The following is a 24,575-nucleotide window of genomic DNA, read 5'->3' as shown; positions in this document are numbered from 1 at the left end:
CCTGATTTACCATTGTCCGGTGGTTTTTATAACTTTTACCAAGTCCCATCCCGTATGGCGGTACTTGTCCATTGACTCATGCCCCCAAGGTGTTGCTTTAGTCAGGTTCCAATCCTCGTGAGCGACTTTCGATCCGGCGCGCTGGGGAATGTACTGGTGGTTCAGTTCCATCGATACATCTATTCGAGCTGTCTTACCGACACGCCCGAGCCGTCGGTTCCTCGCACTGTTGCGGTAGCGGACCTCGACCCTCATTCTCGGTGCTTTACCGGCCGCCATCCGCGCCAGGTTTTTTGCGGAATACTTGCCTGGTGGAGCTTTACTTGCTGCTTTTTTCCAGTGGCCTTTCCTTGCAGTACCCCAACATTTCCATCCCCATGGATCCACCCAAGCAATCGGATTCGGCGCGTATTGGTATAGGTTGAGTTCCCCTTCCAACCCAATCGGATCCGGCGTCGTAAACCGCCCCACATCCGGATCATAAAACCTGAACGTATTGAAATGCAGCCCCGTCTCCCGGTCCAGGTACTGCCCCTGAAACCGCAGGTTCTGCTCTTCAATGTAGTACGGCTCGCGCACCTCTTCTAACGTGTTGCCCCACACTCGATAAGTCGCCTGCCAGACGTTGTGGCCGTCCGCTTCGGTGAGCTGTTCCGGCAGGCCGTTGAGGTCGTTGTGGTAATAGCGGATTTTTTGCAGCGGGCCGGTGCCGTCGACGCGGGCGAGGGGTTCGTAACCTTCGTCTTCGTAGAGGTAAAGGCTGGTCTGTTGGTGGCGATGCTCCTGCAACAGACGCAAGCCCTCCCAAGTGAAGCGGGTTTCACCGAGCAGGTAGCCGTTGGTGTCGTGCTCGGTTTTTTTAATGCGCCGGCCCAGCGGGTCGTAGGTCATCCTGAGCACGCTGCCGTTTTCGTTGCGCACTTCAATCAACCGACTCTCGGCGTCGTAACCGAAGCGCTGCAGGCCCCGTTTAGCGCTGCGTTTTTCGATCATCCGGCCAAATGCATCGTAGCGGTAACGTTTATCCTGATAGGTCAGCAGTTTGTTGTGTACCACCAGTCCGGCGCCGGGTTGGGGGCCGTCCAGCAGGTTGGCGGCGGCGTCGTAGGCGAAGGTTTCGCGCTGGCCGTGCAGGCTGTCCTGACTGGCGATGATGCGGCCGGTGGCGTCGTAGTGCAGCAGTTGGCGATGTTGCGCGGCGGGTTGCTGGTCGAGTTTGTCGATCAGGTTGTCGGCGGGGTCGTACTCGAAATGTTTCTGCACCACTGCCGGCATCAGCGATGGCTGGCTGGTGTGTCGGCGTTGGCGTGAGCGTAAACGGCCGCTGCGATCGTATTCGCTGCGGGTGCTGATCTGGCCTTGGGTGCGCAGCACTTCGCGGTGCAGGCGATCGCGTTCGAAGTCGCTGATGATCTGGCCGTCGAGGTTGATCTGGTGCAGGTGGCCGCTGCCGTAGTACAGGCGGTTGATCCAGCGGCCGTCGGGCAGTTGGGCCTGGATCAGGTTACCGAGTTCGTCATAGTGGTATTGCAGGCTGCCGGCCGCGCTTTGTTCTTCGAGCAATTGGCCGAGGGCATCGTAGGCGAAGCTCAGGGTTTGTGCGTTGCCGTGGTGGTCGGTGAAGGTGACGGCGGTGAGCTGGTCCAGTGGGTCGTAGGTGTAGTCGGTGCGGCCATCGTCGGTGATTTTGGCGATCAGCCGGCCGACAGCGTCGCGTTTCAGTCGATGAACGATGGGGGCCGGGGGCGTCTCGGGGACGATGGCCAAGCCGTTGCCGTAAGGCGCCGGAACAGCCGTGACCGCAGCGACGTTATCCAGCAGGTCATAGGTGTAGCGTTTGGCGCTGCCATCCAGATCCTGTTGTTCGGTCAGTCGATCGCCCGCATCCCAGGCAAACCGATAACTTTCGCCGTTCTCGTTGATCAGCGCTTGCAGCCGCCCGTAGCTGTCATACCCGAACTGCACTTGGCGGCCATGGGCGTCGGTGCGCTGACGCACCTGGCCGCGACGGTTGTGTTGATAGAGCGTGGTGTGCCCGGCCGGGTCGGTATAACCGGTCAATTGGCCGCTGACGTCGCGCTGATACTGCTCGGTGCGCCCGTCCGGCAATTGGCTGCTGAGCAACCGCCCTTGGGCGTCGTAGCTGAATTGGGTGCGCTCGCCGAGGGCGTCGGTGATGGTTTGCAGATAGCCGCGGTTGTCGTAGTTGAAGCGCGTCGGATAACCCGAGCAATCGATGTGTTCGATTAATTGGCCGAACGGGTTCCAGCGCAGCTTTTTGCTTTTGCCGGTGGCGTCGATGATCTCGACGACCTGGCCGTGGGTGTCGTAGCGGTATCGGGTGATGTGGCCCAGCGGATCGGTTTCGGCGATGCAGTTGCCGCGCTGATCGTAGCGGTATTGCCAACTATTGCCGGCGGCGTCGGTGTCCATCAGCGGCAAAGCCCAGAGTTCCAGCCATAGGGTCGAATCGCTGCGGCCCAGTGGGTCGGTTTCGCCGATCAGGTTGCCGGCGTCGTCGTAGCTGTAGGCGTAGCGACCGCCCTGCGGGTCGGTGGCGCTGAGCAATTGGCGCTCGTCGTTCCACTCGAACTGCCATGTCTGGCCGAGGTTATCGGTGTACTCGGTAATCTGGTGCTGGGTGTTCCAGCGCCGTGTGCTGACGCGCTGCAAGCCATCGGTAATGCGCGTGACACCGGCGCCGAGGTCATAGTCGAACTGGTAGGCGTCGCCTTCGTCGGTCCAGTGCCGGACCACGCGCCATTCCATTTCCTCGATGCAAGCCCACTGATAAAAACAGCGAAGGCCTGTGGGCAACTGATGCTCGACCATCCGCTGTCCGGCATCGTAGGCGAAGCGCCGTTGCACCTGGCCGGTGGCGTCGCGTACTTCGGCCAGGTTGCCGGCTGCGTCGTAACCATAGCTGACGAGTACTTCGCGGAGTTGGTCGGGGTACAGGCGTTCGATGTGGATCACGCGTTCGCGTTCGCGAATCAGCTCGACTTGCACCAGATCGAAGGTGTCGCGCAGGCGCGCCAACCGTCCGGCGTCGTCATAGTCGAGGTAAATGCGGTTGTCGTTGCGGTCGCCCAATTGATTCAGACGCAACAAAGACGGGTTACCGGGTGTGACGTCAAACAGCCGGTACAGCCCATCATCGCTTTCAATCAACAGTTGTCCATTAACGTGCCGCCGAACACTCAGCCCTTCACCGGCGCTGAACACCGCACCGCCCAACGGAATCGAACCCATGTCGATGCGCCGGCCTTGTTCATCGGTGTAAACCAGCGTTTCACCGCCCTCGGGGTGAGGCAGAATTTCAACCCGCACCTCATAGGACACACTCCAACCCGCCCCGAACAACCCGTCGCGACGCTCGTCGCGGCTGTTGTAGAAGCGCTGCCAATCCATCGGCAAGATGCCCGGTAACACGAAATCCAGCTCTTCATCGCCACCCAGCACCTTGGTCCCGGTCGCCGCATGCACCGGGTTCGATGAACCCATGGCGGCGTTGGCCATCGCGCCCATCGCGCTGCTGACGGCCATCGACGTCGCGCCACCGACCAGCATGCACGGCAGGTTACTCAGGAATTTGCCCTTGCCACCCTTGAGCATCAGCAGCGCGGTGACCGCCAGCCCCACGCCCGGGGTCTTGCCGCTGCGGATCTCGCGCACCACCGCCGAACCGCCGCCAATGGTCACGTTGGAGGAAATCAGTCCGGACGACACCACCTTGGCATCGCAGGTGCTGCGGTCGCCGCTACGCACGGCGGGCTGGCCGTTGATGGTGACTTTGTCCGAGCCCTCGGCCAGAAACTGCGGCGGCATCGGCGGATGCTTCATGCAGACGAGCAGGTCCAGCGGCTTGGGCACGGCACCGGGTGCCGGGGTGGCAACGGTGGGGCGCCACATCTGCGAGAAGAAGCTCTCGGCCATGTCGAGGTAACTGGCTTCGGCTTCCGGCTCGGGTATTTCCAGCTCGGTGCCGGCCGGCGCGACATGGGACGGGATCGCCCCGGCGGCCCGGGCGGCGGGAATGTTGTTGGTGAGGGTGTTGGTGGAGCCGGTGAGAATGTTCGCCTGTACCGTGGGCGGAAACAGCGCGTTGCTGAAACTCTCGCACAGGTTACTCAAGCCTTTGTCGGCCCCAGTCTTGCTCATGGCAAGGCCGACGATCGTGCCCACCACCAAGCCGAGCACGACGCAACCCAATCCCCCGGTGACGACGGTGATGCCGGTGGCCGCCACCACGGCGGCGGTGGCCAGCGCGGTAATCGCGATGTTGGCCGCCACCTCGAGCACGCCGCCGAGGATGTCGGCCATCATCGAGGTGTGGTTGAGTGCATCGCCCAGCCGGGCGGCCCAGAGCGCGTCAGACATGCGTGTTTATCCGACGTCTGGCCGCCGCGTAATCGTTGCGCTTGTGGCGCATTTCGATGCCTTCCATTGCACCTTGCTCCTTGTCCGTTATGGCATGCGCATTAGCGCAGACCTCAGGCGTTTGCTCAGCTTCGGATTCTTGAGGCAATCGGCCGGCCGTAGTTTATCCAAGGCCGGTACCTGCTGTTCGACCCACCACAAACCTTCCTTGAGCCCTCTTTTACCGTAGAGAATGACCGCCATATCGAGGTTGCCATCCAAGGCTTTCGCCAGCGTGCGGGTGTCGTCGTCGAGATAAACTTTGTTATACAAATCCACGAAATCCTGCCAACCGGCATCGCCAATGTATTCGTCTTCCAGCCCCATTTCAAAAACCTGCAAAGGAAATCAAGTTGCTACCGGTCGGGTTTCGCGCTGACGGTGCCAGGATTCCATCATAACCGTTGGTTTTCGCCCAGGCGCCAATCTGACGGGGCTGGGTGTATTTCGAACCGGTGATGTTTTGAGGCTGACACCCGGTTGTTAGCGTACTACACCGCAGAGCGTGATAAGGGCATCAAAAGTGAGACTGGTGTCATGGCCTCGAAAACGACTTATCCATGTGCCTTGATTGTTGCCATTTATTGCTTGAAGATCTGCCGCTCCCTGAGCCAACCCTCTAGTCTGGAAAACGATCCGAATCATGACGCTCTATCGCCTTCAAGAAGCCGATCTCGATATACCTGACAGTTGGCAAGACCAGAGCATCAATATCTTCAAGCTGCCCGCCGTCGGCGGGGCCAAGGAAGCCAGTTTCGTCATCAGTCGCGATCCGAGCCGGGGTGACACGCTGTTTAGTGACTACATTGACGGGCAACTGGCAAGCGCCGAACAGCAATTGCCCGGATTCAGCCTGATCCAACGGTGGAATTTCCTTCTTCACGACCATGCTGCCGTGCTGCTTGATTACAGCTGGCAGCGCGAAGGGCGTGAGCTGATGCTGCGCCAGGTTTTCATCGACCGCCAGCCTGTGGGGTTGATTACGACACTGACTACCACGCCGAACGATCTCGTGTATCACGAGCCGGCATGGAAAGTTGCCATGCATACACTCAAGCTCCTGCCGCAGATCGCCTGATCACCTTCCAGGAAGACGATAAACGCAATGGATATGCTAGCCGCTGCGCGCCTTGGCGATGAAATAGCCCACGGTTTTGGTGTCGCCGCGATGGTGGCGGGCGCCGTCGCCGGAGCGTTGATCGGGGCGGCGGTGGTGGCGGCCACCGTGGCGACCGGCGGTGTGGCGCTGGCTATCATGGCCGGTTCGATTGCGGCGGGCGGCCTGTCGATGTTCCAGATCATCAAGGGCCTGAACACCATTTTCAACCTGCCCGAACCGACCACGGGGGCGTTGATCATGGGCAGCCTTAATGTCCACATCAATAGGCGCAACGCGATGCGCGCAGGGATCGACTTCGCTGCCGAATGCTCGGGCCTGCCCCTGAATCATCCGGTCTGGCCGTTTCCGGTGCTGATTGCCGAAGGCAGTGCCTGCGTCTACATCAACGGTAAACCGGCGGCGCGGTTGCAGAGCAAGATGGTCTGCGGCGCGCACATCAAGAGCGGCAGCCCCAATACTTTTATCGGCGGGCCAACGATCTCCGTTGCGTTTGTCCTCGATATCGAAAGTTGGCTGCACACCGGTCTCGAAGCGTTGGGGATGGTCGCCATGGGGGCCGCAGCCGTACTGGCCGCGATGGCAGGCGCGGCGGCTTTTATTGGGTTCGCGGTGATTGGCGGCGCGATGATGGGCGGCATGACGCTGTTGGGCGAGTTGGGTGACCGTCTAGGACCAGGCTATCGCGACCTGCTTCAAGGTATCGCCGGCATGGCACTGTTGGGGCTAGGGCCGAAAATGGCTCGTCTGGGTGCCGCACCGAAGCCCCGCGTGGCAGCCTACAAATCGGGTATGACCGAAGCCGATATCATGGCTATTCCCAAGGGCAGTCGGCCGCCGCCGAGCGACTATCTCGAAGGCCCGTATATTGACAAACACCTTAAGACTTTCGAGGACGAGGGCGGCAGTTTCCTCTTCACCTCCGACGACATCGCCAACCCCAAATATGGCTCGTTCAATCCGAACAAGTTCGTCATGGCAAAATCCGACTTGAACGCCGTGGTTGGCGAGTACAAGAAAACCGGCGACGTTTCGGTACTGGAGTCGGCCTTGGGGTACGATCCGGGATCGCTGGTTGGCAAGGACATCTACATGATGAACCTGGACAACCCCAAGGTGCTGATGCCTACCGGTAACGAAGGTGGCGTGAACTCGCTCTGGCGACCGGGCGGCCTGACCCATCCCGGCGGCATGCGCGAAGCTGTGCTGGACAACGTACCCATCTCCCACGGTAATGACATCAATGCGTTGATGACGACCCGAGACGTAGTGAGAATCCAATGAGCAACCTGCAAGACAACGTGCTGCTGTTGGCGCTGAGCAATGATGAACTGGACAAGTTTCTGGTGGGCGAGCCGTTCTACTTTCTCGAAGCCAAGAACGAAAACGACGAACCACAGAACGTAGTGGCGGCGTTCGACCAGTTGATCATGCCGTATTGGCGCCAGACCCACGACGCGAGTTTCCCCATGCGTTTCGTGTCGGCCTTGCTGAGGATGCTAGCGACTTATCCAGACCGCACGCGTGCGATCTACATCGCTCACGACTGGGTTTGGTACTACCGCTTTTGCCAGGACAAACAGCGCAAGCAGGCGCAAGGCCCTTACGGCGATTTGTTTGACGTGGACATGGGCAGCGTCGCCGTGGCGCTCAAGCGCCAGTTGGAAAGCCACAAGGCTGAGTTGGTCGCCGACACCCGTTGGGCAGGCGCGGCGTGGAACAGCCCGGACGGTATGTGGACGCCGTTGATGCGCTCGGCGGTGATGGTGCGGGACACATTGGGTGGGCCGGATTTTGTGCCTGCCAATATCTGATGGGGCAAAAGCTCTCTCGCCACAGAGGGCCATGTTGTCAGGGGAGCCGTGATTGACGTGCAGTGTCCGTCGTTCAGCGCAGCCCCAGCCGGGCGGCCCCAGAGTGCATCAGACATGCAAGGTGCTCATCAGGCCGGAACGTCGAACAATAGCGAACTCTTGATAGTCGCCCAATGCGCGGCTTCGGCATCGCCAAGTTTCTCGGCTTTCACGTAGCTCAGGGCGAGCATTTTGCGAGTACCGGGCAACACCAGTGCCAACTGGTATTGGAAAACTTTGTCGTTGCCCTTGTTGAACTGGCTGCACAACTCGATGCCTTCGACTTCCTGGCTGGCGCCTAGACGCACGGCGACGCCCGGTTGAAAACGTAAGTCTTGCACTTGCTTTTCCAGGCGCTTGAGCTGGTCGTCGAAGTTGCTTTGCAAGGTTTCGCCCTCAGCCAGCAAGCTGCGGCTGACAATCAGCGAAGTGCCCAGTTCAGGGAACTTTAGGATGTTGATCGACGCGTCTTGCAGTTCGCCTGCCGGCAGTTGGAACTGGAATTCATTGATTCGGTAAGTCATGGAGCACAGATCTCGTGATTAGCCCTTGGGCTTGGGAAACGCGGCATTGATGTTGGCGTCGATGCTGGCCTTGACGCCCTGGCCATCAGGCGTGGCGCCAGCGCCGCCGCCGTTATTCAGGTGCAGCACGCCGCCGGTGTTGAACTCGGCATCACCGCTGGCATAGAAACTGATTTGCACGCCGGTCAGGTTGATCTGGCCGCTGGCATTGAGCTCCAGGATGCTTTCACCACAGACCAGCCGCAGGTTCTCTCCCACTTCAATGACGTAGCTCTGGCTGATGCTGTCGGTCTTGCGCTGGCCCACCGAAAGAATGTCTTCCTGTTTGACGATACGCAGGCGGTTGTTGCCGATGGTCACCGTCTCGTTATGCCCGATGCTCTTGTTGCGGTCGTGGCCCACCGAATGGCTTTCATCCACCTCGACCACGATGTCCTGATTGCGCTCGGCATGGATGTACAGCTGCTCGGCGCCTTTCTTGTCTTCCATGCGGATTTCGTTGAAGTTCGCCGGTGTGCCGCCCTTGCTCGAACGGCTCTTCATGCCACTTTGGGTGGCGTTTTCCGGCAAGTCGTAGGGCACGGTTTGTTCCGCGTTGTAGACGCGGCCGGTGATGATCGGCCGGTCCGGGTCGCCTTCGAGGAAGCTGACGATCACTTCCTGGCCGATCCGTGGGATCTGCATCGAGCCCCAGTTTTTCCGGCCCAGGATTGCGACACGCGAATCCAGCACGAGCTGTTTTCGTTGGACTGGTCGTGGCGGTCCCAATAGAAATGCACTTTCACCCGGCCGAACTGGTCGGTCCAGATTTCCTCGCCCTTGGGGCCAACCACCAGTGCGGTCTGCGGGCCTTTGACGATGGGGCGGTGGGTGTTGGGCAGGGGGCGGTAGCTTTGTTGGGCGTCGATGCAGGTCAGGCTGCTTTCGAACTGCGCCGAAGCGGCAGCGCCGCCGGTTTCCCCGCTTTCCTGGGAAATGTAGTAACGGGCGCCGACGATCAGGTATTCGCGGTTCTGGTCCTGGCGGCTGAAGCCGGTGAGGCTGAACAAATGTCCCGACCCCAAGCCTCGGGCGTTGCCGGCGAGCTCGACCTGTTCGTGCAGGGTCTGCAAGGCCTCGATGCGGGTGCGGGCGTAATGTTCGCCGTCTGCGCTTTGCACATAGGTGCCGGGATAGTCATACAGCGGATAATCGCCAGCGGTATGCGGACGGGGCATGGCCGAGCGCACGTCAATTCGCGCGCTGGGGCGCTGGAAGTCATAGTCGTTGAGTTCCAGCGAGCCCGGCTGGACTTCCTGGGCAAGGTGCCAATCGTGGATGTGGTCGCGTTCGCGCTGCTGTTCATTCTTCGGGTAGTAGGGCACCGAGGCGTAGCCGGGCGCGCTAGTGTGGGCGCCGTAGGCATCGGCCAACACCAGCACGTGACGACCCTGTTCGTGGCGGAAGAAGTAGTAGATCCCTTCCTGTTCCATCAGGCGGCTGACGAAATCGAAGCTGGTTTCGCGATACTGCACGCAGTATTCCCACTCGCGATAAGGCCGGCTCAGGGCATCTTCGAAATCGGAAAAACCCAGGTCGCGAAAAACCTGTTTGATGATCTGCGGGATGGTCAGGTTCTGGAAAATCCGGCAATCGGAGGTGCGGGTCAGCAGCCATAGCCAGGGCCGCAGCGTGGCCTGGTAGCTGGCGAACTGGCCCTGATCGACGTTCTGGCTGCAACGGGCAACGATGCCATGGAAATAGCGCTCGCCACCGCCGTCCAGTTGCAGGCTCAGGCACATGGGTTTGCCCAGCAACTGGTTGAGGTCAATGGCGTTGTCCAGCGAGTGCAACTGCAATTCATAGTTGAACAGCCGCCCCAGCTCTTCGCCGCCGCCCATGTCCTTGAGCAACAGCACATCCGGCCCCAGGGGGCTGGTGATTTTTGCCAGGCGTGAGAGTTGCTCGAATAGCATCAGTTATCCCGTAAAGTTGTAATCGCCGCGCCGCTTTTCCCAGCAGAAACCAGATCAAATGTGGGAGCTGGCTTGCCTGCGATAGCGGTGTGACATTCAGCATTGATGCCGATTGATACACCGCTATCGCAGGCAAGCCAGCTCCCACACTGACCGCATTCCTCCAGGGGCTATGCGGCGTCGCTGAAGTCGTAGTGCAATTCGTTATCCCGGGCGCTGATTCGCACGCCTGCCAGCGCTTTGCCTTCGAGCATGCGGGTGAGGAACTCGCGGCTCATGTCCGGCAGCAAGCTGTTGGTCAGGATGGTGTCGATCATTCGCCCACCGCTTTCGGTTTCGGTGCAGCGGGAGACGATCAGGTCGATCACCGCATCGTCGTAATCGAAGGCCACTTTATGGGTGTTCTCCACGCGCTTTTTGATGCGGTTGAGTTGCAGGCGGGTAATGGCCTTGAGCATCTCGTCGCTGAGCGGGTAGTACGGAATGGTCACCAGGCGGCCCAGCAATGCCGGCGGGAAAATTTCCAGCAGCGGCTGGCGCAAGGCCTTGGCGATCTCTTCGGGCTCGGGCACGTTTTGCGGGTCTTTGCAGACCCGGGCAATCAACTCGGTGCCAGCGTTGGTGGTCAACAGGATCAAGGTGTTCTTGAAGTCGATCACCCGGCCTTCGCCGTCCTCCATCACGCCTTTGTCGAAGACCTGGAAAAAGATCTCGTGCACGTCCGGGTGGGCCTTTTCCACCTCGTCCAGCAGCACCACGCTGTAGGGTTTGCGCCGCACGGCTTCGGTCAGCACGCCGCCTTCGCCATAGCCGATATAGCCCGGTGGCGCGCCCTTGAGAGTGGACACGGTGTGAGCTTCCTGGAATTCGCTCATGTTGATGGTGATGACGTTCTGCTCACCGCCGTACATGGCTTCGGCCAAAGCCAGGGCGGTTTCGGTCTTGCCCACGCCGGAGGTGCCCGCGAGCATGAACACGCCAATCGGCTTGCTCGGGTTGTCGAGGCCGGCGCGAGAGGTCTGGATGCGCTTGGCGATCATCTGCAAGGCATGGTCCTGGCCGATGATGCGTTTTTTCAGGTGCTGGTCGAGGTTGAGCACGGTTTCCAGTTCGTTACGGGCCATGCGGCCCACCGGAATCCCGGTCCAGTCGGCGACCACCGAGGCCACGGCCTGGTAGTCGACCGTCGGCAGAATCAGCGGGGTTTCGCCTTGCAGGGCGCTGAGACGCTGTTGCAGGTCCACCAGTTTCTCGCGCAGGGCGTGGCTGTCGTCACTGCCAACGTCGCTGTCTACCACGCCGACGCTTTCGCGCAGGGTGGCGCGGGTGGCGAGCAGTTCGTCCACCAGGGTTTTCTCTTCGGCCCAGCGGCTTTCGAGTTCGGCCAGGCGTTCGCGCTCGGCGGCCAGCAGGTTTTCGCTATTGCTCTGGCGGGCGCCGATGACGATGCCGATGGCGTGCTCGCGGGCGATGATTTGTAGTTCAGTTTCCAACGCCTCGATGCGGCGACGGCTGTCGTCCACTTCGGCCGGCACGGCGTGCAGGCTGATGGCGACCCGGGCGCAGGCGGTGTCCAGCAGGCTCACGGATTTGTCCGGCAACTGGCGCGCCGGGATGTAGCGGTGGGACAGCTTGACCGAAGCTTCCAGGGCTTCGTCAAGAATCTGCACCTTATGGTGTTTCTCCATGGTCGAGGCCACGCCGCGCATCATCAATAGCGCCTTGTCTTCAGACGGCTCGGCGACTTGCACCACCTGGAAACGGCGGGTCAGGGCCGGGTCTTTCGCGATATGCTTCTTGTACTCGGCCCAGGTGGTGGCGGCCACGGTGCGCAGGGTACCCCGGGCCAGAGCCGGTTTGAGCAGGTTGGCTGCGTCCCCGGTGCCGGCGGCGCCGCCGGCACCTACCAGCGTGTGGGCTTCGTCGATAAACAGGATGATCGGTTTTGGCGAGGCCTGGACGTCTTCGATGACCTGGCGCAGGCGCTGTTCGAATTCACCTTTCATGCTCGCGCCGGCCTGCAACAGGCCGACGTCGAGGCTGCGCAGTTCCACGTCCTTGAGCGCTGGCGGCACGTCACCGGCGACGATGCGCAGGGCAAAGCCTTCGACCACGGCGGTTTTACCGACGCCGGCTTCACCGGTCAGCATCGGATTGTTCTGCCGGCGGCGCATGAGGATGTCCACCAGTTGGCGGATTTCTTCGTCACGCCCGACAATCGGATCTAGCTTGCCGTTACGGGCCTGCTCGGTGAGGTCGACGGTAAAACGCTTGAGCGCTTCCTGCTTGCCCATGGCGCTTGGAGCCATGGCGCCGCTGGCTTCACCGGGCACGCTGCCGGCGTTGAAACCATCGCTGGCGCTGAGCGCATTTTCCGGCGAGTCACCGACGTATTCGTCAAAACGCTCGCTCAGGGCCTCGACCTTGATCTTGTCAAATTCTGCCGACAGCCCCAGTAGCCCATGGCGCAGGCTCGGCGTCTTGAGGATGCCCAGCACCAGGTAACCGGTACGCACCTGGCTTTCGCCGAACATCAGGCTGCCGTAGACCCAGCCACGTTCCACGGCTTCTTCCACATGGGAGGACAAGTCAGTGATTGAAGTCGAGCCGCGTGGCAAACGGTCCAGGGCTTCGGTCAGGTCACGGGCCAGGCGCGCCGGCTCGATGTTGAACTGACGGATGATGCGGTGCAGGTCTGAGTCCTGCAATTGCAGCAACTGATGAAACCAGTGGGCCAGCTCCACATAAGGGTTACCGCGCAACTTGCAGAACACGGTGGCGGCTTCGATGGCTTTGTAAGCCACGCTGTTGAGTTTACCGAACAACGCGGCGCGACTGATTTCACCCATGCTCTTGGCTCCTTGAGGTCTGTGAGGTGTTGGCTTGCTCGGCGTAATGCCGGGCCAGTATTAGATCGTTGGCATCTTTTTCAGGACGTCCCAGCCAGGTGTTGAAACCCAGGCGGAAGCGCCCATTGAGTTGCAACGCCGGTACTTCGGGCTGTTTCAGAATCAGGTTCAGGTCCCAGTCCAGTTCATGGCCCAGGTATTCGGCCACCCAGGCCACCAGCTCATTGAAGGGGTGGCTACCGGGCAGCATGCTCATGTAGTCATCCAGCCTGAGTGGCCCCAGGCGAATGCGAAATTTGTGCTGGCGATCCCAGACGTAGCGACCCAGGCAAAAATCCACGCCCAATTGATGGGCGCTGACACCCACGCGGCTGCGTTCGGGCAGCTCCAGCCATTGGCCGACGTACTCTTCGATCTCCACCGGCAGGCCGAAGTACTCGCTGAGAATGGCCTTCAAACCGTCCGGGTAGCGGGTTTGTGCCGACAGGTGACCGCTGTAATGCAACTTCGCCGTGTCGGGGATCCGCCCTTGTTTGAGCAGGCTCGGCATGCCCCGGCCGCTCAGTGCTGCCAGGCGTGCCGACCAGTAGTCATCGTCCGGGCGGTCATGGCTGACCGTCGGCCGCGCTTCGGCCCAGGCCCGGTAAAACAGGCTCAGCAGGCGGTGATGGAACACATCCAGGAAACGTTTACTGGTGCTGTCGGCGTTGTTGCGCTGGCGTTCGCGCACATATTCGGTGATGTGCAGCGGCAATGGGCCGTTGGGGCCGCCGAGGCCGAAAAAGAACTGCTCCAGGCGCGCCGGCGCACCGTCGATGCTCGGCTGTACCGACGCCAGGGTCGCCGGGGCGAAGGTGCAATCGGCCTGTTGCCCAAGGCGCAACGGATCATCGGCCAGACGCAATGAATGGCCCAGGCGCGGCAGTTCAGGCGATTCGCACTCGATGCGCCGCAACGCCTGGAAGAAGTCGTATTCCCAGGGCTCCTGGTGCATCGCGTCCAGGGTACTCACAGGGTCGGACGACGTCCGGGCTTGGCTTTCCATCGCATGATCTCGCCGCGTTCGGTGGTACGGATCACCGTCTCGGTAAAGCTGTTGATCGACACGTAGCGTGCCAGGAAGCGTTCGAACACTGCACCGAGCAAGAAGACTCCAGTGCCGCGAAACGCGTTTTCATCGAATTCCAGGGTGATCTCCAGGCCACGACCAAACACGATCGGGCCCGGCATGGGCAAGCGTCGGGTGCAGGCCTTACTGCTGACTCCGCGCAGGCCTTCGATCTGCAATTGCAACGCCGCGTCGTTGCTGTCGCCGTACAGGCGCAGCAGTTCGCGCAGGGCGGCGGCGCCCTGGCCTTGCTCGCTGAGGGACAAGTAATTCAGCGAAAGCTGGCTGATCAACCGCCACGCCTTGGCGTCGTGGGCATGGCTGGCGCGTGGACGGCTCGGGCCTGCCACACAGCGCACCGCCGCTACCGGTGCGCTGTCGGCCAGGGTGAAATCGGTCTTGCTGTTGCCCACGCTCATGAACAGCGGCAGGTCGCGGTTGGTGCACAACGCTGTTACGCCCAGTTGACGCAGATCGTGGCGATAAGGCGCCTGCTGGCTGTCCACCAGGCTGACGAAGGTTTCGCTGCCGATGTAAGTCGAGCGCGGGCCGTTGCGCCGCTGTCCGCTGGACAGCACGCGGGGTTCGCGCCGCACCGTGTACCAGGCCTGATCGCGGCCGTAGCGAGACGGATCGCGTACCGCATAGAAGGGCAAAAAAGGCTGCTCCGACCCGGTGCCGTGGCCGGTGAGGGTGGTCAGGGAATGAATCTCGAAATCCATTGGCCGGGTGCGGTCGGCGATCACATGGTGTTCATTGACTCGTTCCGACAAGTGAATGCGATCCAGGCGCTTGGGAAACAAGTTGATTGCCGGGGTGCAGAACGGCAGGAACTGCGCGGCTCCGACGCTGCCCTCCAGGCTCGGATCGTGACGGTCGAACAGCACGACTATTTCCAGTTCCTGGCCGTCGCAGCGTTTGACCGCACGGCTCAACTGGGTGAAATCGACGAACAGAAAGCGCTGGGGCAGGGCGAAGTATTCCTGCAACAGGCGATAGCCCTGGAAGGCCCGCGAGACCACTGGCAGCGCGGCGTCAGTATCGTCGAATCCCTGGGAGCGCAATGCGTCCTGCGGCAGGCGTTCCACCCAATCGCCGCCGGGCTGACGGGCGAACACGGCGCAGACATTGCCCAGCAGCTGTTCGTAGAGGCGGAAGGGTTGTTCGTCTGCGCCGCTGAGGTACAGCGGCAGGTTGTCCAGGGCCAGACTGTTGAACGGTAGTTCGGCGCCGGTGCGCAAGGTCAGGCGCAGACCGGCCTTGGCCTTGGGTTCGCTGGCGGCCAGACGCCCGAGCACGGCGGACGGGTTGCCGAAGTACTCGGCCTGGCTGACCTGCAACGGCCACAACGTCACCGCGTGGGCGGTGCGGTACTCACAGCAGGTTTGGGTTTCGCGGCCCAGGGCGGCACGCAGGACAGTGTCCCGGGGCAGCGGGAAGCCGCTGCTCAGCGAGCCTTCATCAGGGTCGGCCTGCAATTGCACCACGGTCATCGACGGTGTCGGCGCCAAGTAATGGGGGTACGCGATTTCCAGCAGGTTATGAGTGAAGGTCGGGTATTCGGCATCGAGCTTGAGCTGTACCCGCGCCGTCAGATAAGCAAACCCCTCCAGCAAACGCTCGACGTACGGGTCGGCGCAGTCCATGCCGGACAACGTCAGCCGACTGGCAATTTTCGGGTATTCCTGAGCGAACTCCGCCGCGCTTTCGCGCACGTGGTGCAGCTCCTGGTTGTACAGTTCCAGCAGGCGCGGGTTCATGAGCGTCTCCGTTGTTCGGCGTTGATCACTCGCACATGGCCGGATTCCAGGTCCAGGTCGGTTTGCAGCATCAGGCGCAGCGGCACTGGCTGGGCCCAGAGATCGCCTTCGATCTCGAAACTCAGGGCGTTGTGGTTCATCTCGGCGGATGCCCGGGCCCGCACGCGCAAAGTGTTACGCAGAATCCGCGGTTCGAAGGTGGCGATGGCCTGGTGGATCAGCGCTTCAAGCGCCGCGATATCGACGTTCGACGCACTGTTGCCGGCCAGCGCTGGCAGCCCGAAGTTGACCACCGACGTGCCGGCGGGGGTGTGCAACGTCGCATCGGCGCTGAGCAACGAAGTGGTGTTGAGCAGCCACGCCAGGTCACGCAGCACCGAGGCTTTCAGTTGGGTCAGGGAGAGCACGCGCTTGTCGGCGCTTTCCTTTAGGTTGTTCGGTTCGTCGTCGGTCAGCCGGTCCAGCAGGGACGGTTGCAGGCGATCGCGGGTGGCGATTTCGGTTACCAAATGAAAAGACCTGTGTAATCTTTCTGATCCCCTGCACCGCGCAGGCAACTGGCACTGCGAGCGACCACCGAAGGTTCGAGCTGGCCTTTGATCTGACGTACAGCGCGGTACTCGGACCGGCATTCGCGACTGTTCGCAGGGTCAACGCTCACATGCAGTACGATCACGATCGGTACGTTGTTGAAGGATTCGATGTGAGGTTTGCCCTGTCGGTCGACAGCAAATTGGCAAGGCCATAACATCTCGAGGGGCAGCACGCTCTGATCCGGTTTACGCAACACGCATCGCTGCTGATCGTTCCCCAGCGTCAGTTGTTGTCCGCCCAGAGTGACGACCTGGTCTTCGGAAGCAGGGGCAGCCTGTTGGCCGGCGCACGCCCACAGGCTCGACAATACGCAGCACAGGGCCGCCAGGTTTCGGCTGGATCTGATCATGTCAGCTCCCAGAACCAGATGGCTCTGGATCGGTAGGCAGGGTCGTTGTAGCGGCCAATGGTCAAGCCACGATTCCATAGGTCGATATGATCGCCGGTGCGATTGTCAGCAGACTCCCCAGACTGCTGGAAACAATCCTTGAAAAAAATGAGCCCGGTCTTGTCTTGCAACTTGCGGCGCTCTTCGGCACTTCCACCGAGAATCTGTGGCCGCCCCAGATGATGCTTCCACAACCAGTTCGCCAGTGATTCGGCACCCCTGGCGTGCTCATGTGCACATTTGGGTTCGGTATAGGTGGATTTGTTGATCTTGATGGTCAGCTCTGCATTGAGCGTCATGCTCATGCGGATCGCACACTGATTTTCCCATGGTCCGTTGCAGGGTTTTGCGTCAGGGTGCGTAGCCAAGAGATCGGAATACGCTTTCCACAAATTAATAAACGAAGGCTTGGCCATGACTCAGACACCGAGTGGAAAAGGATTGGATTCGAGCAGGCACCAAAACACCCCCGGCGTATAACGCCGGGGGCATCTTCGATTACACCTTGACGTTCTGGCGGATGTTCCAGCCGAACTTGACCGGCCCGCCTTCCTTGGTGCCATCGGCCTTTTGCGGCTGGTAGTCCACCAGCACCTTGGCGAAGTTCAGGGTGAGGTTTTCGGTCAGGCGATCATCGCTGCCCGAGCCGCCGGTGCTCAGGGAAGTGACCAGCACTTCTTCCAGGTTGATGATCATGTACTCGACCTGGCTTTCGCCGCCGGCCTTGCGCACGGTCAGCTTGACCTTGTCGATGTGCTTGCCGCTGGCGCAGTGCATCATCAGGTTCGGCGAGGCTTTGTCGACGTACTTGGTCAGCGACAGGTCCTGGATGTTCACCTTGCCGGCACCACCGCCGCTGCCTACGTGCATGTTGCCGGACTGAGACAGGCCCCAGCTCCAGTTCAAGACGTCGATTTCGTCCTTGTGGGCCTTGTCCATGGACTCGCCCTTGATGTCGCCGATCTTGATGAAAATATCAACAGCCATGTTTTCTCCGTGTGTGGTCTCTACCACATTGTGTTTTGTTGATCGTTCCCACGCTCTGCGTGGTAACGCATCTGGGGACGCTCCGCGTCCCTGGGACGCGGAGCGTCCCGGGCGGCATTCCCACGCAGAGCGTGGGAACGATCACATCAAGGTCGGTGTTATGCGCCTTTGGCCGAAGGCAGCTTGGATACCAGGCGCAGCGACACGGTCAGACCTTCGAGCTGATAGTGCGGGCGCAGGTAGAACCTGGAGTTGTAGTACCCCGGGTTGCCTTCCACGTCCTCGACAATCACTTCGGCCGCCGCCAATGGGTGTTGGGCCTTGGTGGTTTCGGTGGAGTGCGCCGGGTCGCCGTCGACGTAGTTGAGGATCCAGTCCTGCAACCAACGCTGCATTTCGTCCTTCTCTTTGAAGGAGCCGATCTTGTCGCGCACGATGCACTTCAAGTAATGGGCGAAACGGCAGGTGGCGAACAGGTACGGCAGGCGCGCGGCCAGGTTGGCGTTGGCGGTGGCGTCCGGGTCGTCGTATTCGGCCGGTTTCTGCAACGACTGGGCGCCGATGAACGCGGCGAAGTCGGTGTTTTTCTTGTGCAACAGCGGCATGAAACCGTTCTTCGCCAATTCCGCTTCGCGGCGGTCCGAAATAGCGATTTCGGTCGGGCACTTCATGTCCACGCCGCCATCGTCGGTGGGGAAGGTGTGCGCCGGCAGGTTTTCCACTTCACCGCCAGACTCCACGCCACGAATGCGCGAGCACCAGCCGAAGTGTTTGAACGAACGGTTGATGTTCACCGCCATCGCGTAAGCGGCGTTGGCCCAGGTGTACTTGGAGCTGTCGGCACCGTCGGTGTTTTCTTCGAAGGCGAAGGCCTCCACCGGATCGGTCTTGGCGCCATACGGCAGACGCGCGAGGAAACGCGGCATGGTCAGGCCGATGTAGCGCGAGTCTTCCGATTCGCGCAGCGAGCGCCAGCCAGCGTATTCCGGTGTGGTGAAGATTTTGGTCAGATCGCGTGGGTTCGACAGTTCCTGCCACGAGCCCATGCCCATCACGGTCGGCGATGCGGCTGCGATGAACGGTGAGTGCATGGCGGCGCAGACTTTCGACAACTCGCCCAGCAACTCGACATCCGGCGGCGACTGGTCGAAGTAGTAATCGCCCACCAGGCAACCGTAAGGTTCGCCGCCGAACTGGCCGTATTCTTCTTCGTACATCTTTTTGAAGATCGGGCTCTGGTCCCACGCGGTGCCCTTGAATTTCTTCAGGGTCTTGTGCAGGTCGGTCTTGGAGATATTGAGCACGCGAATCTTCAGTTGCTCATCGCTCTCGGTGTTGTTGACCAGGTAGTGCAAGCCACGCCAGGCGCTTTCCAGTTGCTGGAAATCGGGGTGGTGGATGACCTGATTGACCTGGGCGGTGAGCTTGGCGTCGATGGCCGCGATGATTGATTCGATCGACTTGATGGCGTCGTTGGACACCAGATCCGTCTGCGCCAGGGCCTGTTCGGCCAGGGTGCGCACGGCGGTCTCGACGGCTTCGCGGGCGCGTTCGGTTTTGGGTTTGAATTCTTGCAGCAGCAGGGAGGCGAACTCGCTGGCTTCTTCGGTGGTGCCCAGTTTCTGGGCGTCTGCACGTACTGAATCGGTCATGATCATTCGTCCTGATTAAGCCTGAGGCTCGGCTGGCTTCGGCGCACTGGCAAGCGCCTGGAGCAGCGCCGGATCCTTGATGGCCTTCATGATGATTTCTTCGGCACCGGTCTTGCCGTCCATGTAGGTCAGCAGGTTGGCCAGTTGGGTGCGCGCTTCGAGCAACTTGTTCAGCGAGTCGACCTTGCGCGCCACGGCGGCCGGGCTGAAGTCGTCCATGCTTTCAAAGGTGATGTCCAGGCTCAGGTTGCCTTCGCCGGTCAGCTCGTTGGGCACGTGAAATGCGACACGTGGCTGCATGGCCTTGAGGCGCGAGTCGAAGTTATCGACATCCACTTCGAGGAACTTGCGATCGGCCACGGGCGCCAGAGGCTCGGCGGGCTTGCCGGCGAGGTCCGCCATGACGCCCATGACGAAGGGCAACTGGACCTTTTTCTCGGCGCCGTAGAGCTCGACGTCGTACTCGATCTGCACTCGAGGCGCACGGTTGCGCGCGATGAATTTCTGAGAACTTTGCTTCGCCACGTTGCTGCTCCTGGTCGCTTGAGCGACGGTGTTGGCGTCATCGGTGGTACCGGTGACGTGACTGCGTGATCCGTTCGCTTTTATTCGCTGTCTGGTCCGCGCAGATTTTCAAATTGGCTCATGCCGTCGGGAATCAGGTTGCGCACGATGGCCGCAAAGTCGGCGTGCACCAGATTCTTCGCCCGGTTCAACAGCACCGGCAGCGGGCTGGAGGGCTCATGACGGGTGTAATACGCAAGAATCCGGTCCAGGCTGCGCAACACGTCGTCGCGGTTGTTGATTTCGCCGGTGCTGCGCGGTGTGCTCGGTGCGGTGGGGTGTTCAACCGGCGCGGCACTGTCGTCGCTGATGGAATCGGGCTGGGGGCTGTCGCCGCTCTGCGGGGCGAACTGGCCGAGAATCTGCAGGGCCATTTTTAGCGGTTGCTTCAATGGGCCAAGGTCAACGCCCTGGGCGGAACCGATTTGTTCGCTGATCTGTTGCTCGATGGCCTCGGCGACGCTGCGGGCCTCGTGCAAAGCTGCACGGGTGATTTCCAACTGTTCGGGATCGCTGTCCAGGAACGCCCCGGCGAGCTGCTCGGCGCCGAGGTTTTCGTCAGGGAAACTTTGCAAGCCGCTGGCATTGGCAGCGGCGCGCAGGCTGACAGCACCAAAGGTTCGGGAACGGGCCAGGATGCTTTCGCGTAGCAGGCGAATGGTGGCATCGGACGTCAGGCCGGCGAGGGCATTGATGCGCACCGTGGGGTCGTTGTTGTCTTCGGCATCCAGGCGCGGATGCAGGTCGGCCCAGTACTGCTTGAGCAACTCGCTGATCAGCGTCAGGACGCGGGCCAGGCCGGTGACGCCTTCGAGGGCAAGGGAGCTTTGCAAAAGGAAGTGGGTGATACGCAGGTCTTTGCTGCGTTGCAACAAATCCAGACTTTGCTGCTGGATGCTGCGCCATTCAGGGGGGGCGGCAGGCAATATCGAATCGCCCATGCTGCGCTCGGGCTGGCCTTGGGAATCGCGTTCCAGGCGCAAAAAATCCGCGTCGTATTCCAGATCTTCGCCACAGGGCGAAGTCGCGGAAACGGCGGCGAGCAACAAAGGCACTTCCACTGAATTTGATCTCCCTATCGCCCGACTGAAAGAGTCGGGCAGTTCACACGTTAGCGCCAGGTGGAACTACGCATGTTTCCTTGAGTGTAATGGCCCTTTGGATACGCAATAATCTCAAAGTGCCATCATTGTTATTCAAGAAGTTGTTATTTTTGGTGTAGTACTTATGGCTTGTCAAGGTAAGCTATTTCCCCTGTGTGACAGATGTGAGGTGCTTAACAACCTGCGCGACCGATGGGTCGAGGCAGGCACTGATGCAGGTTTTTTGTCACGCAAGCCGGTTAAGATCAGCAATCATGCTGGCAAAAAGCCGTTTTCGAGGTTGTTTGCAAGGTAGTCGGATCGAGTCTGGCGGGAGTAAATCCCGATTCGCCCGCGCGCAAAGTGTTCAGCAAGGAGGCAAGATGTCGCTGTGTTTGACTATCACTAGTTATCACAAAATTACCCCTGGCCAGTGCCCTGAGAAATCCATGAATCAGGGTGTGATGGCGATAGGCCGAAACTCTGATAATGACTGGGTATTGCCCGACCCTGAGCGCTTGGTTTCCGGCAAACATTGCGTTATTCAATATAAAGATGGCCGGTATTACTTAACCGATAACAGCACTAATGGTGTGGAATTGGTGAAGGCCGGTATTCGTCTGCGCAAAGGAAACAGCGAGCCGTTGCAAGATGGCGAAGTTATTCGCATCGGTGATTATGAAATCCAGGCGCGTATTGATTTCAGTCTGCCAGTGACCGACGGCAATCCTTTCGCTGATTCGTCCAGCAGCTTTGAGGCCTTGATGGGGCGTCAGGGCGCCGTCGTGAATACGCCGACCTCGTTGCCCGAGACACCACCTGCGCATTTTCAGGGCGTATCGGCCATGGACACAATGCCGGACCTGTTCGACTTTCTGACACCGACCAGCGTTCCGCCGGCCACCCAGCCCGACCATGTCCCGGCCGAGCTGCACGACTTCCGCCCGCCGACCCCGATCCCCACCCCAACGCCCGTGGCCGGGCCTGACCCGCTGGTGTCGGCCCCGGTGATTCCGGAAGATTGGGACCTGTTCAGCGACAAGCCTGCGCCGGTGGCTGTTGCCCCTTTGCCTGTTGCAGAGCTTGCGCCGCCAGCCGTACCTCACATCGACGTACCGATCGAACCGGCCCCACTGCGCGAACCGCCCGTGGCCGTCGTCGAACGCCTGGTCGATCCGGTCAACAATTCTGAACCCGACCTGTTGCAAGCCTTTCTACGCGGTGCCGGGCTGGATCAAGTGCGCCTGGACAAGGCCCAGGCCGAGGCGCAAATGGAAAGCATCGGCCGCAGTTATCGGCTGATGGTCGAAGGCCTGATCGATGTCTTGCGCGCCCGTAGCAGCCTCAAGGGCGAGTTCCGCATTCAGCAGACGATGATTCAACCGGTGGAAAACAACCCGCTGAAATTCGCTCCCAACGTCGATGAAGCGTTGCTGTTGCTGTTGCGCCACAGCAATCAGGCGTTCATGGCGCCGGACCTGGCTGTGCGCGACAGCTTCGATGACTTGCGTGCCCACCAATTGGCGGTGATGGCCGGCGTGGAAGCTGCGATCAAGCACCTGCTGGCGCGCTTCGAACCGGCGCAACTTGAAGAGCGCATGGGCAAGCCCGGTGGCCTGTCGAGTATTTTCAGTGGCTCGCGACAGGCCCAGTACTGGCAGCAGTTCACCGAGCTCTACAGCAATATTTCCCGCGAGGCCCAAGAGGATTTCCAGGACCTGTTCGGTCGGGAATTCAGCCGCGCCTACGAAGAACACAGTACAAGGCAGCGCCGCGGCTGAGCATCGCCATCGCATAGCGCCATTCATAGCAAAGAACGGAACAACGGATAGCTGAAACGTCATTGAGGACGCAGGATGATTCCCAGGTTTTTACTCGCAGTCGCCACCGCGCTTCTGCTGACCGCATGTGCCAAGGATGCGGCCAAACCCCAGCCCGAAGAGGCTGAGGCCGAGGCCGACACTGCCGCCGTCGAGTTGCACTTTCACGCCATTGCCGGGCTCAACCCCGGCGCCACTGGCCAGCCAGCCCCGGTCCGGGTGCGCATTTTCGAATTGAAAAATGCCGCCACCTTCGGCCGTTCCGACTATTTCGCACTGGCCGAACGGGCCCAGGCGACGCTCGGCACAGATTTGATCGATCAGGACGAAGTGCTGATCCAGCCCGGCCAGCAGTTGAGCCTGCAACGTGACCTCGACCCGGCCACCCGCCATATCGGCGTACTGGTGGGGTATCGCGAGCTGGATCAGTCGTTGTGGCGTGCGGTGATGAATGTCCCGCCGCGCCAATACACCGAATACCAGATCAGCCTCGACGTGCGCGCCGTGCGCAGCGCCGTCGTGGTTTCCCCATCCAGCCCTGCCCAATAAGCAATCGGAGCCCCCATGTCCTGGAACAATCGTGTGGTCTGGTCGGAAGGCATGTTCATTGGAACGCAGCACTTCCAGCAGCATGACCGTTACCTGGAGAACCTCATCGATGCCCGGAGCCGTCCGCTGTCGGCCGGCGCCTGGGGTTTTTCCGAATTGCTGATCGACCAGGGTCTGCTGGCCCAGGGAAAACTGGCGATCATCTCGGCGCGGGGCCTGTTGCCGGACGGCACGCCATTCAACATTCCGCAGGATGACCTGGCGCCGAGCCCGCTGAATGTCGATGACAACCTGCGCGATGGTTTGGTGTACCTGGCTTTGCCGCTCAAGCGCGCCGGTGCGCGAGACACCGTTGACGAAGGCGAAACCCTGGGCGCTGCGCGCTACGTGAGCCAGGTGCGCGAAGTACGGGACGACAACGCGCCGTTCGAAAACCAGGCGCCGGTGGCCGTGGGTTCGAGGGCGCTGCGATTATTGGTTGCCCAGGATGGCATCAGCGACTACGCCGCCATCGGTCTGGTACGAATCAAGGAGAAACGCGCCGACCGCGCCTTGGTGCTCGATGACACTTACATTCCGCCGCTGCTGGATGTGGTCGTCTCCAAACCGCTGGCCGCGTTTCGCAACGAACTGCTGGGCCTGCTGCATCAGCGCGGCGAAGCCCTCGCCGGACGGGTGGTGGCATCCGGTGCCGGCGGTGCCTCGGAAATTGCCGATTTCATGCTGCTGCAACTGGTCAACCGTGCCCAGCCGCTGATCCAGCACTTGAGCCAGTTGAGCCCGTTGCACCCGGAGCGGTTCTACAGCGAGCTGGTGAGTCTGGCCGGGGAGTTCTCGACCTTTACCGCTTCCGGGCGGCGACCGCAGGAATATCCGCAGTACCAGCACGATGACTTGGCGCTGAGTTTTGCGCCGGTGATGCAGGCTCTGCGTGAGGCGCTGTCGATGCTGATCGACAGCAAGGCCACGCCGATTCCGATTGTCGAAAAAGCCTACGGCGTCCATGTGGCGATGCTGGCCGACAAGTCCCTGCTCGACAGCGCCAGCTTCATCCTGGTGGTGCGCGCCGACGTGCCCGCCGAAACCCTGCGCAGCCACTTTGGCCAACAGAGCAAGGTCGGCTCGGTGGAGCACATCCGCAATCTGGTCAACCTGCAATTACCGGGCATTGGCCTGCTGCCGCTGCCGGTGGCGCCACGGCAACTCCCGTATCACGCCGGCTCCACTTATTACGAACTGGACCGGGGCAGCGAGCATTGGCAGCAACTGGCCAACTCCGGCGGTTTTGCGTTCTACATCGCGGGGCAATTCCCGGGGCTGAACCTGGCTTTCTGGGCGATCCGAGGATAAACCG

Annotated in this window: 20 protein-coding genes and 1 pseudogene; 6 read left to right on the top strand and 15 right to left on the bottom strand. The window is 60.7% G+C overall.

Annotated features, from left to right (window positions below):
• Positions 1–6: 6 nt before the first annotated feature.
• From AB4O41_RS16210 to AB4O41_RS16200, 3 genes are all read right to left on the bottom strand, one after another.
• Positions 7–4,380, bottom strand: a complete 4,374-nt coding sequence (locus tag AB4O41_RS16210) for an RHS repeat-associated core domain-containing protein (RefSeq protein WP_460143913.1) — start codon at positions 4,378–4,380, stop codon at positions 7–9.
• An 87-nt stretch (positions 4,381–4,467) separates the two neighbouring features.
• The gene (locus AB4O41_RS16205; RefSeq protein ID WP_460143912.1) at positions 4,468–4,746 is read right to left on the bottom strand and encodes a hypothetical protein; all 279 of its coding nucleotides are present in this window, start codon (positions 4,744–4,746) and stop codon (positions 4,468–4,470) included.
• Between the two features lies 1 nt (position 4,747).
• On the bottom strand, positions 4,748–4,846 hold the full coding sequence (locus AB4O41_RS16200) for a hypothetical protein (protein WP_460148357.1): 99 nt from the start codon (positions 4,844–4,846) through the stop codon (positions 4,748–4,750).
• 216 nt (positions 4,847–5,062) lie between these two features.
• Here AB4O41_RS16200 and AB4O41_RS16195 point away from each other — a divergent pair, with 216 nt between their 5' ends.
• The 3 genes from AB4O41_RS16195 to AB4O41_RS16185 are packed head-to-tail and all read left to right on the top strand — an operon-like array spanning position 5,063 to position 7,350.
• On the top strand, positions 5,063–5,497 hold the full coding sequence (locus tag AB4O41_RS16195) for a DcrB-related protein (RefSeq protein ID WP_460143911.1): 435 nt from the start codon (positions 5,063–5,065) through the stop codon (positions 5,495–5,497).
• Between the two features lie 27 nt (positions 5,498–5,524).
• Positions 5,525–6,820, top strand: coding sequence for a PAAR domain-containing protein (locus tag AB4O41_RS16190; protein WP_460143910.1), 1,296 nt, complete (start codon positions 5,525–5,527; stop codon positions 6,818–6,820).
• Complete coding sequence (locus AB4O41_RS16185) at positions 6,817–7,350, top strand: hypothetical protein (RefSeq protein WP_460143909.1); 534 nt, start codon at positions 6,817–6,819, stop codon at positions 7,348–7,350. Before AB4O41_RS16190 ends, AB4O41_RS16185 begins: the two co-directional genes overlap by 4 nt.
• Before the next feature lie 128 nt (positions 7,351–7,478).
• Here AB4O41_RS16185 and AB4O41_RS16180 read toward each other — a convergent pair whose 3' ends face one another.
• From AB4O41_RS16180 to tssA, 12 genes and pseudogenes are all read right to left on the bottom strand, one after another.
• A complete protein-coding gene (locus AB4O41_RS16180) occupies positions 7,479–7,913 on the bottom strand; it encodes a DcrB-related protein (protein ID WP_460143908.1) in 435 nt (144 codons plus the stop codon).
• Between the two features lie 18 nt (positions 7,914–7,931).
• Positions 7,932–9,868 (bottom strand): annotated as a pseudogene (locus tag AB4O41_RS16175) (type VI secretion system Vgr family protein).
• A 170-nt stretch (positions 9,869–10,038) separates the two neighbouring features.
• On the bottom strand, positions 10,039–12,717 hold the full coding sequence (gene tssH, locus AB4O41_RS16170; protein WP_460143907.1) for a type VI secretion system ATPase TssH: 2,679 nt from the start codon (positions 12,715–12,717) through the stop codon (positions 10,039–10,041).
• Positions 12,710–13,762, bottom strand: a complete 1,053-nt coding sequence (tssG, locus tag AB4O41_RS16165) for a type VI secretion system baseplate subunit TssG (RefSeq protein WP_460143906.1) — start codon at positions 13,760–13,762, stop codon at positions 12,710–12,712. The genes tssH and tssG overlap by 8 nt, the downstream gene beginning before the upstream one ends.
• Positions 13,726–15,585, bottom strand: coding sequence for a type VI secretion system baseplate subunit TssF (gene tssF, locus AB4O41_RS16160; RefSeq protein WP_460143905.1), 1,860 nt, complete (start codon positions 15,583–15,585; stop codon positions 13,726–13,728). The genes tssG and tssF overlap by 37 nt, the downstream gene beginning before the upstream one ends.
• Positions 15,582–16,094: a type VI secretion system baseplate subunit TssE gene (gene tssE, locus AB4O41_RS16155; protein ID WP_460143904.1), complete on the bottom strand. Its 513-nt coding sequence runs from the start codon at positions 16,092–16,094 to the stop codon at positions 15,582–15,584. The genes tssF and tssE overlap by 4 nt, the downstream gene beginning before the upstream one ends.
• The gene (locus AB4O41_RS16150; protein WP_460143903.1) at positions 16,088–16,528 is read right to left on the bottom strand and encodes a hypothetical protein; all 441 of its coding nucleotides are present in this window, start codon (positions 16,526–16,528) and stop codon (positions 16,088–16,090) included. The genes tssE and AB4O41_RS16150 overlap by 7 nt, the downstream gene beginning before the upstream one ends.
• The gene (locus AB4O41_RS16145) at positions 16,525–16,983 is read right to left on the bottom strand and encodes a T6SS effector amidase Tae4 family protein (RefSeq protein WP_460143902.1); all 459 of its coding nucleotides are present in this window, start codon (positions 16,981–16,983) and stop codon (positions 16,525–16,527) included. Before AB4O41_RS16145 ends, AB4O41_RS16150 begins: the two co-directional genes overlap by 4 nt.
• Positions 16,984–17,065: 82 nt before the next feature.
• The gene (locus AB4O41_RS16140) at positions 17,066–17,554 is read right to left on the bottom strand and encodes an Hcp family type VI secretion system effector (RefSeq protein ID WP_460143901.1); all 489 of its coding nucleotides are present in this window, start codon (positions 17,552–17,554) and stop codon (positions 17,066–17,068) included.
• Between the two features lie 158 nt (positions 17,555–17,712).
• Positions 17,713–19,206 (bottom strand): type VI secretion system contractile sheath large subunit, encoded by a 1,494-nt coding sequence (gene tssC / locus AB4O41_RS16135; RefSeq protein ID WP_460143900.1) that lies wholly within the window; start codon positions 19,204–19,206, stop codon positions 17,713–17,715.
• A gap of 15 nt (positions 19,207–19,221) precedes the next feature.
• Positions 19,222–19,731, bottom strand: a complete 510-nt coding sequence (gene tssB, locus AB4O41_RS16130) for a type VI secretion system contractile sheath small subunit (RefSeq protein ID WP_007894500.1) — start codon at positions 19,729–19,731, stop codon at positions 19,222–19,224.
• A gap of 80 nt (positions 19,732–19,811) precedes the next feature.
• Positions 19,812–20,831 carry a type VI secretion system protein TssA gene (tssA, locus tag AB4O41_RS16125; protein ID WP_460143898.1) on the bottom strand — a complete coding sequence of 340 codons (1,020 nt, stop codon included), beginning with the start codon at positions 20,829–20,831 and terminating at the stop codon, positions 19,812–19,814.
• 404 nt (positions 20,832–21,235) lie between these two features.
• On the opposite strand from tssA, the gene tagH reads away from it, so the two are divergent.
• From tagH to tssK, 3 genes are all read left to right on the top strand, one after another.
• Entirely contained in the window at positions 21,236–22,633 is a 1,398-nt protein-coding gene (gene tagH, locus AB4O41_RS16120) for a type VI secretion system-associated FHA domain protein TagH (RefSeq protein ID WP_460143896.1), read from the top strand.
• Between the two features lie 75 nt (positions 22,634–22,708).
• A complete protein-coding gene (gene tssJ / locus AB4O41_RS16115) occupies positions 22,709–23,221 on the top strand; it encodes a type VI secretion system lipoprotein TssJ (RefSeq protein WP_460143895.1) in 513 nt (170 codons plus the stop codon).
• Positions 23,222–23,236: 15 nt separating this feature from the next.
• Positions 23,237–24,571: a type VI secretion system baseplate subunit TssK gene (gene tssK, locus AB4O41_RS16110; RefSeq protein ID WP_460143894.1), complete on the top strand. Its 1,335-nt coding sequence runs from the start codon at positions 23,237–23,239 to the stop codon at positions 24,569–24,571.
• Positions 24,572–24,575 lie beyond the last annotated feature (4 nt).

This window comes from Pseudomonas sp. S2_A02, from assembly GCF_054668495.1.
Note: the sequence above shows the minus strand (reverse complement) of the source record. Positions and strands in the feature narration are given on the sequence as shown.

What these genes read in the sequence shown, in the direction of transcription:
- AB4O41_RS16140 (WP_460143901.1), bottom strand. Translation starts at nt 17,554, where the DNA reads ATGGCTGTTGATATTTTCATCAAGATCGGCGACATCAAGGGCGAGTCC.
- AB4O41_RS16195 (WP_460143911.1), top strand. Translation starts at nt 5,063, where the DNA reads ATGACGCTCTATCGCCTTCAAGAAGCCGATCTCGATATACCTGACAGT.
- tssH (WP_460143907.1), bottom strand. Translation starts at nt 12,717, where the DNA reads ATGGGTGAAATCAGTCGCGCCGCGTTGTTCGGTAAACTCAACAGCGTG.
- AB4O41_RS16180 (WP_460143908.1), bottom strand. Translation starts at nt 7,913, where the DNA reads ATGACTTACCGAATCAATGAATTCCAGTTCCAACTGCCGGCAGGCGAA.
- tssG (WP_460143906.1), bottom strand. Translation starts at nt 13,762, where the DNA reads ATGGAAAGCCAAGCCCGGACGTCGTCCGACCCTGTGAGTACCCTGGAC.
- AB4O41_RS16185 (WP_460143909.1), top strand. Translation starts at nt 6,817, where the DNA reads ATGAGCAACCTGCAAGACAACGTGCTGCTGTTGGCGCTGAGCAATGAT.
- AB4O41_RS16205 (WP_460143912.1), bottom strand. Translation starts at nt 4,746, where the DNA reads ATGGGGCTGGAAGACGAATACATTGGCGATGCCGGTTGGCAGGATTTC.
- tssK (WP_460143894.1), top strand. Translation starts at nt 23,237, where the DNA reads ATGTCCTGGAACAATCGTGTGGTCTGGTCGGAAGGCATGTTCATTGGA.
- AB4O41_RS16145 (WP_460143902.1), bottom strand. Translation starts at nt 16,983, where the DNA reads ATGGCCAAGCCTTCGTTTATTAATTTGTGGAAAGCGTATTCCGATCTC.
- tssJ (WP_460143895.1), top strand. Translation starts at nt 22,709, where the DNA reads ATGATTCCCAGGTTTTTACTCGCAGTCGCCACCGCGCTTCTGCTGACC.
- AB4O41_RS16150 (WP_460143903.1), bottom strand. Translation starts at nt 16,528, where the DNA reads ATGATCAGATCCAGCCGAAACCTGGCGGCCCTGTGCTGCGTATTGTCG.
- AB4O41_RS16190 (WP_460143910.1), top strand. Translation starts at nt 5,525, where the DNA reads ATGGATATGCTAGCCGCTGCGCGCCTTGGCGATGAAATAGCCCACGGT.
- tagH (WP_460143896.1), top strand. Translation starts at nt 21,236, where the DNA reads ATGTCGCTGTGTTTGACTATCACTAGTTATCACAAAATTACCCCTGGC.
- tssC (WP_460143900.1), bottom strand. Translation starts at nt 19,206, where the DNA reads ATGACCGATTCAGTACGTGCAGACGCCCAGAAACTGGGCACCACCGAA.
- tssF (WP_460143905.1), bottom strand. Translation starts at nt 15,585, where the DNA reads ATGAACCCGCGCCTGCTGGAACTGTACAACCAGGAGCTGCACCACGTG.
- AB4O41_RS16210 (WP_460143913.1), bottom strand. Translation starts at nt 4,380, where the DNA reads ATGTCTGACGCGCTCTGGGCCGCCCGGCTGGGCGATGCACTCAACCAC.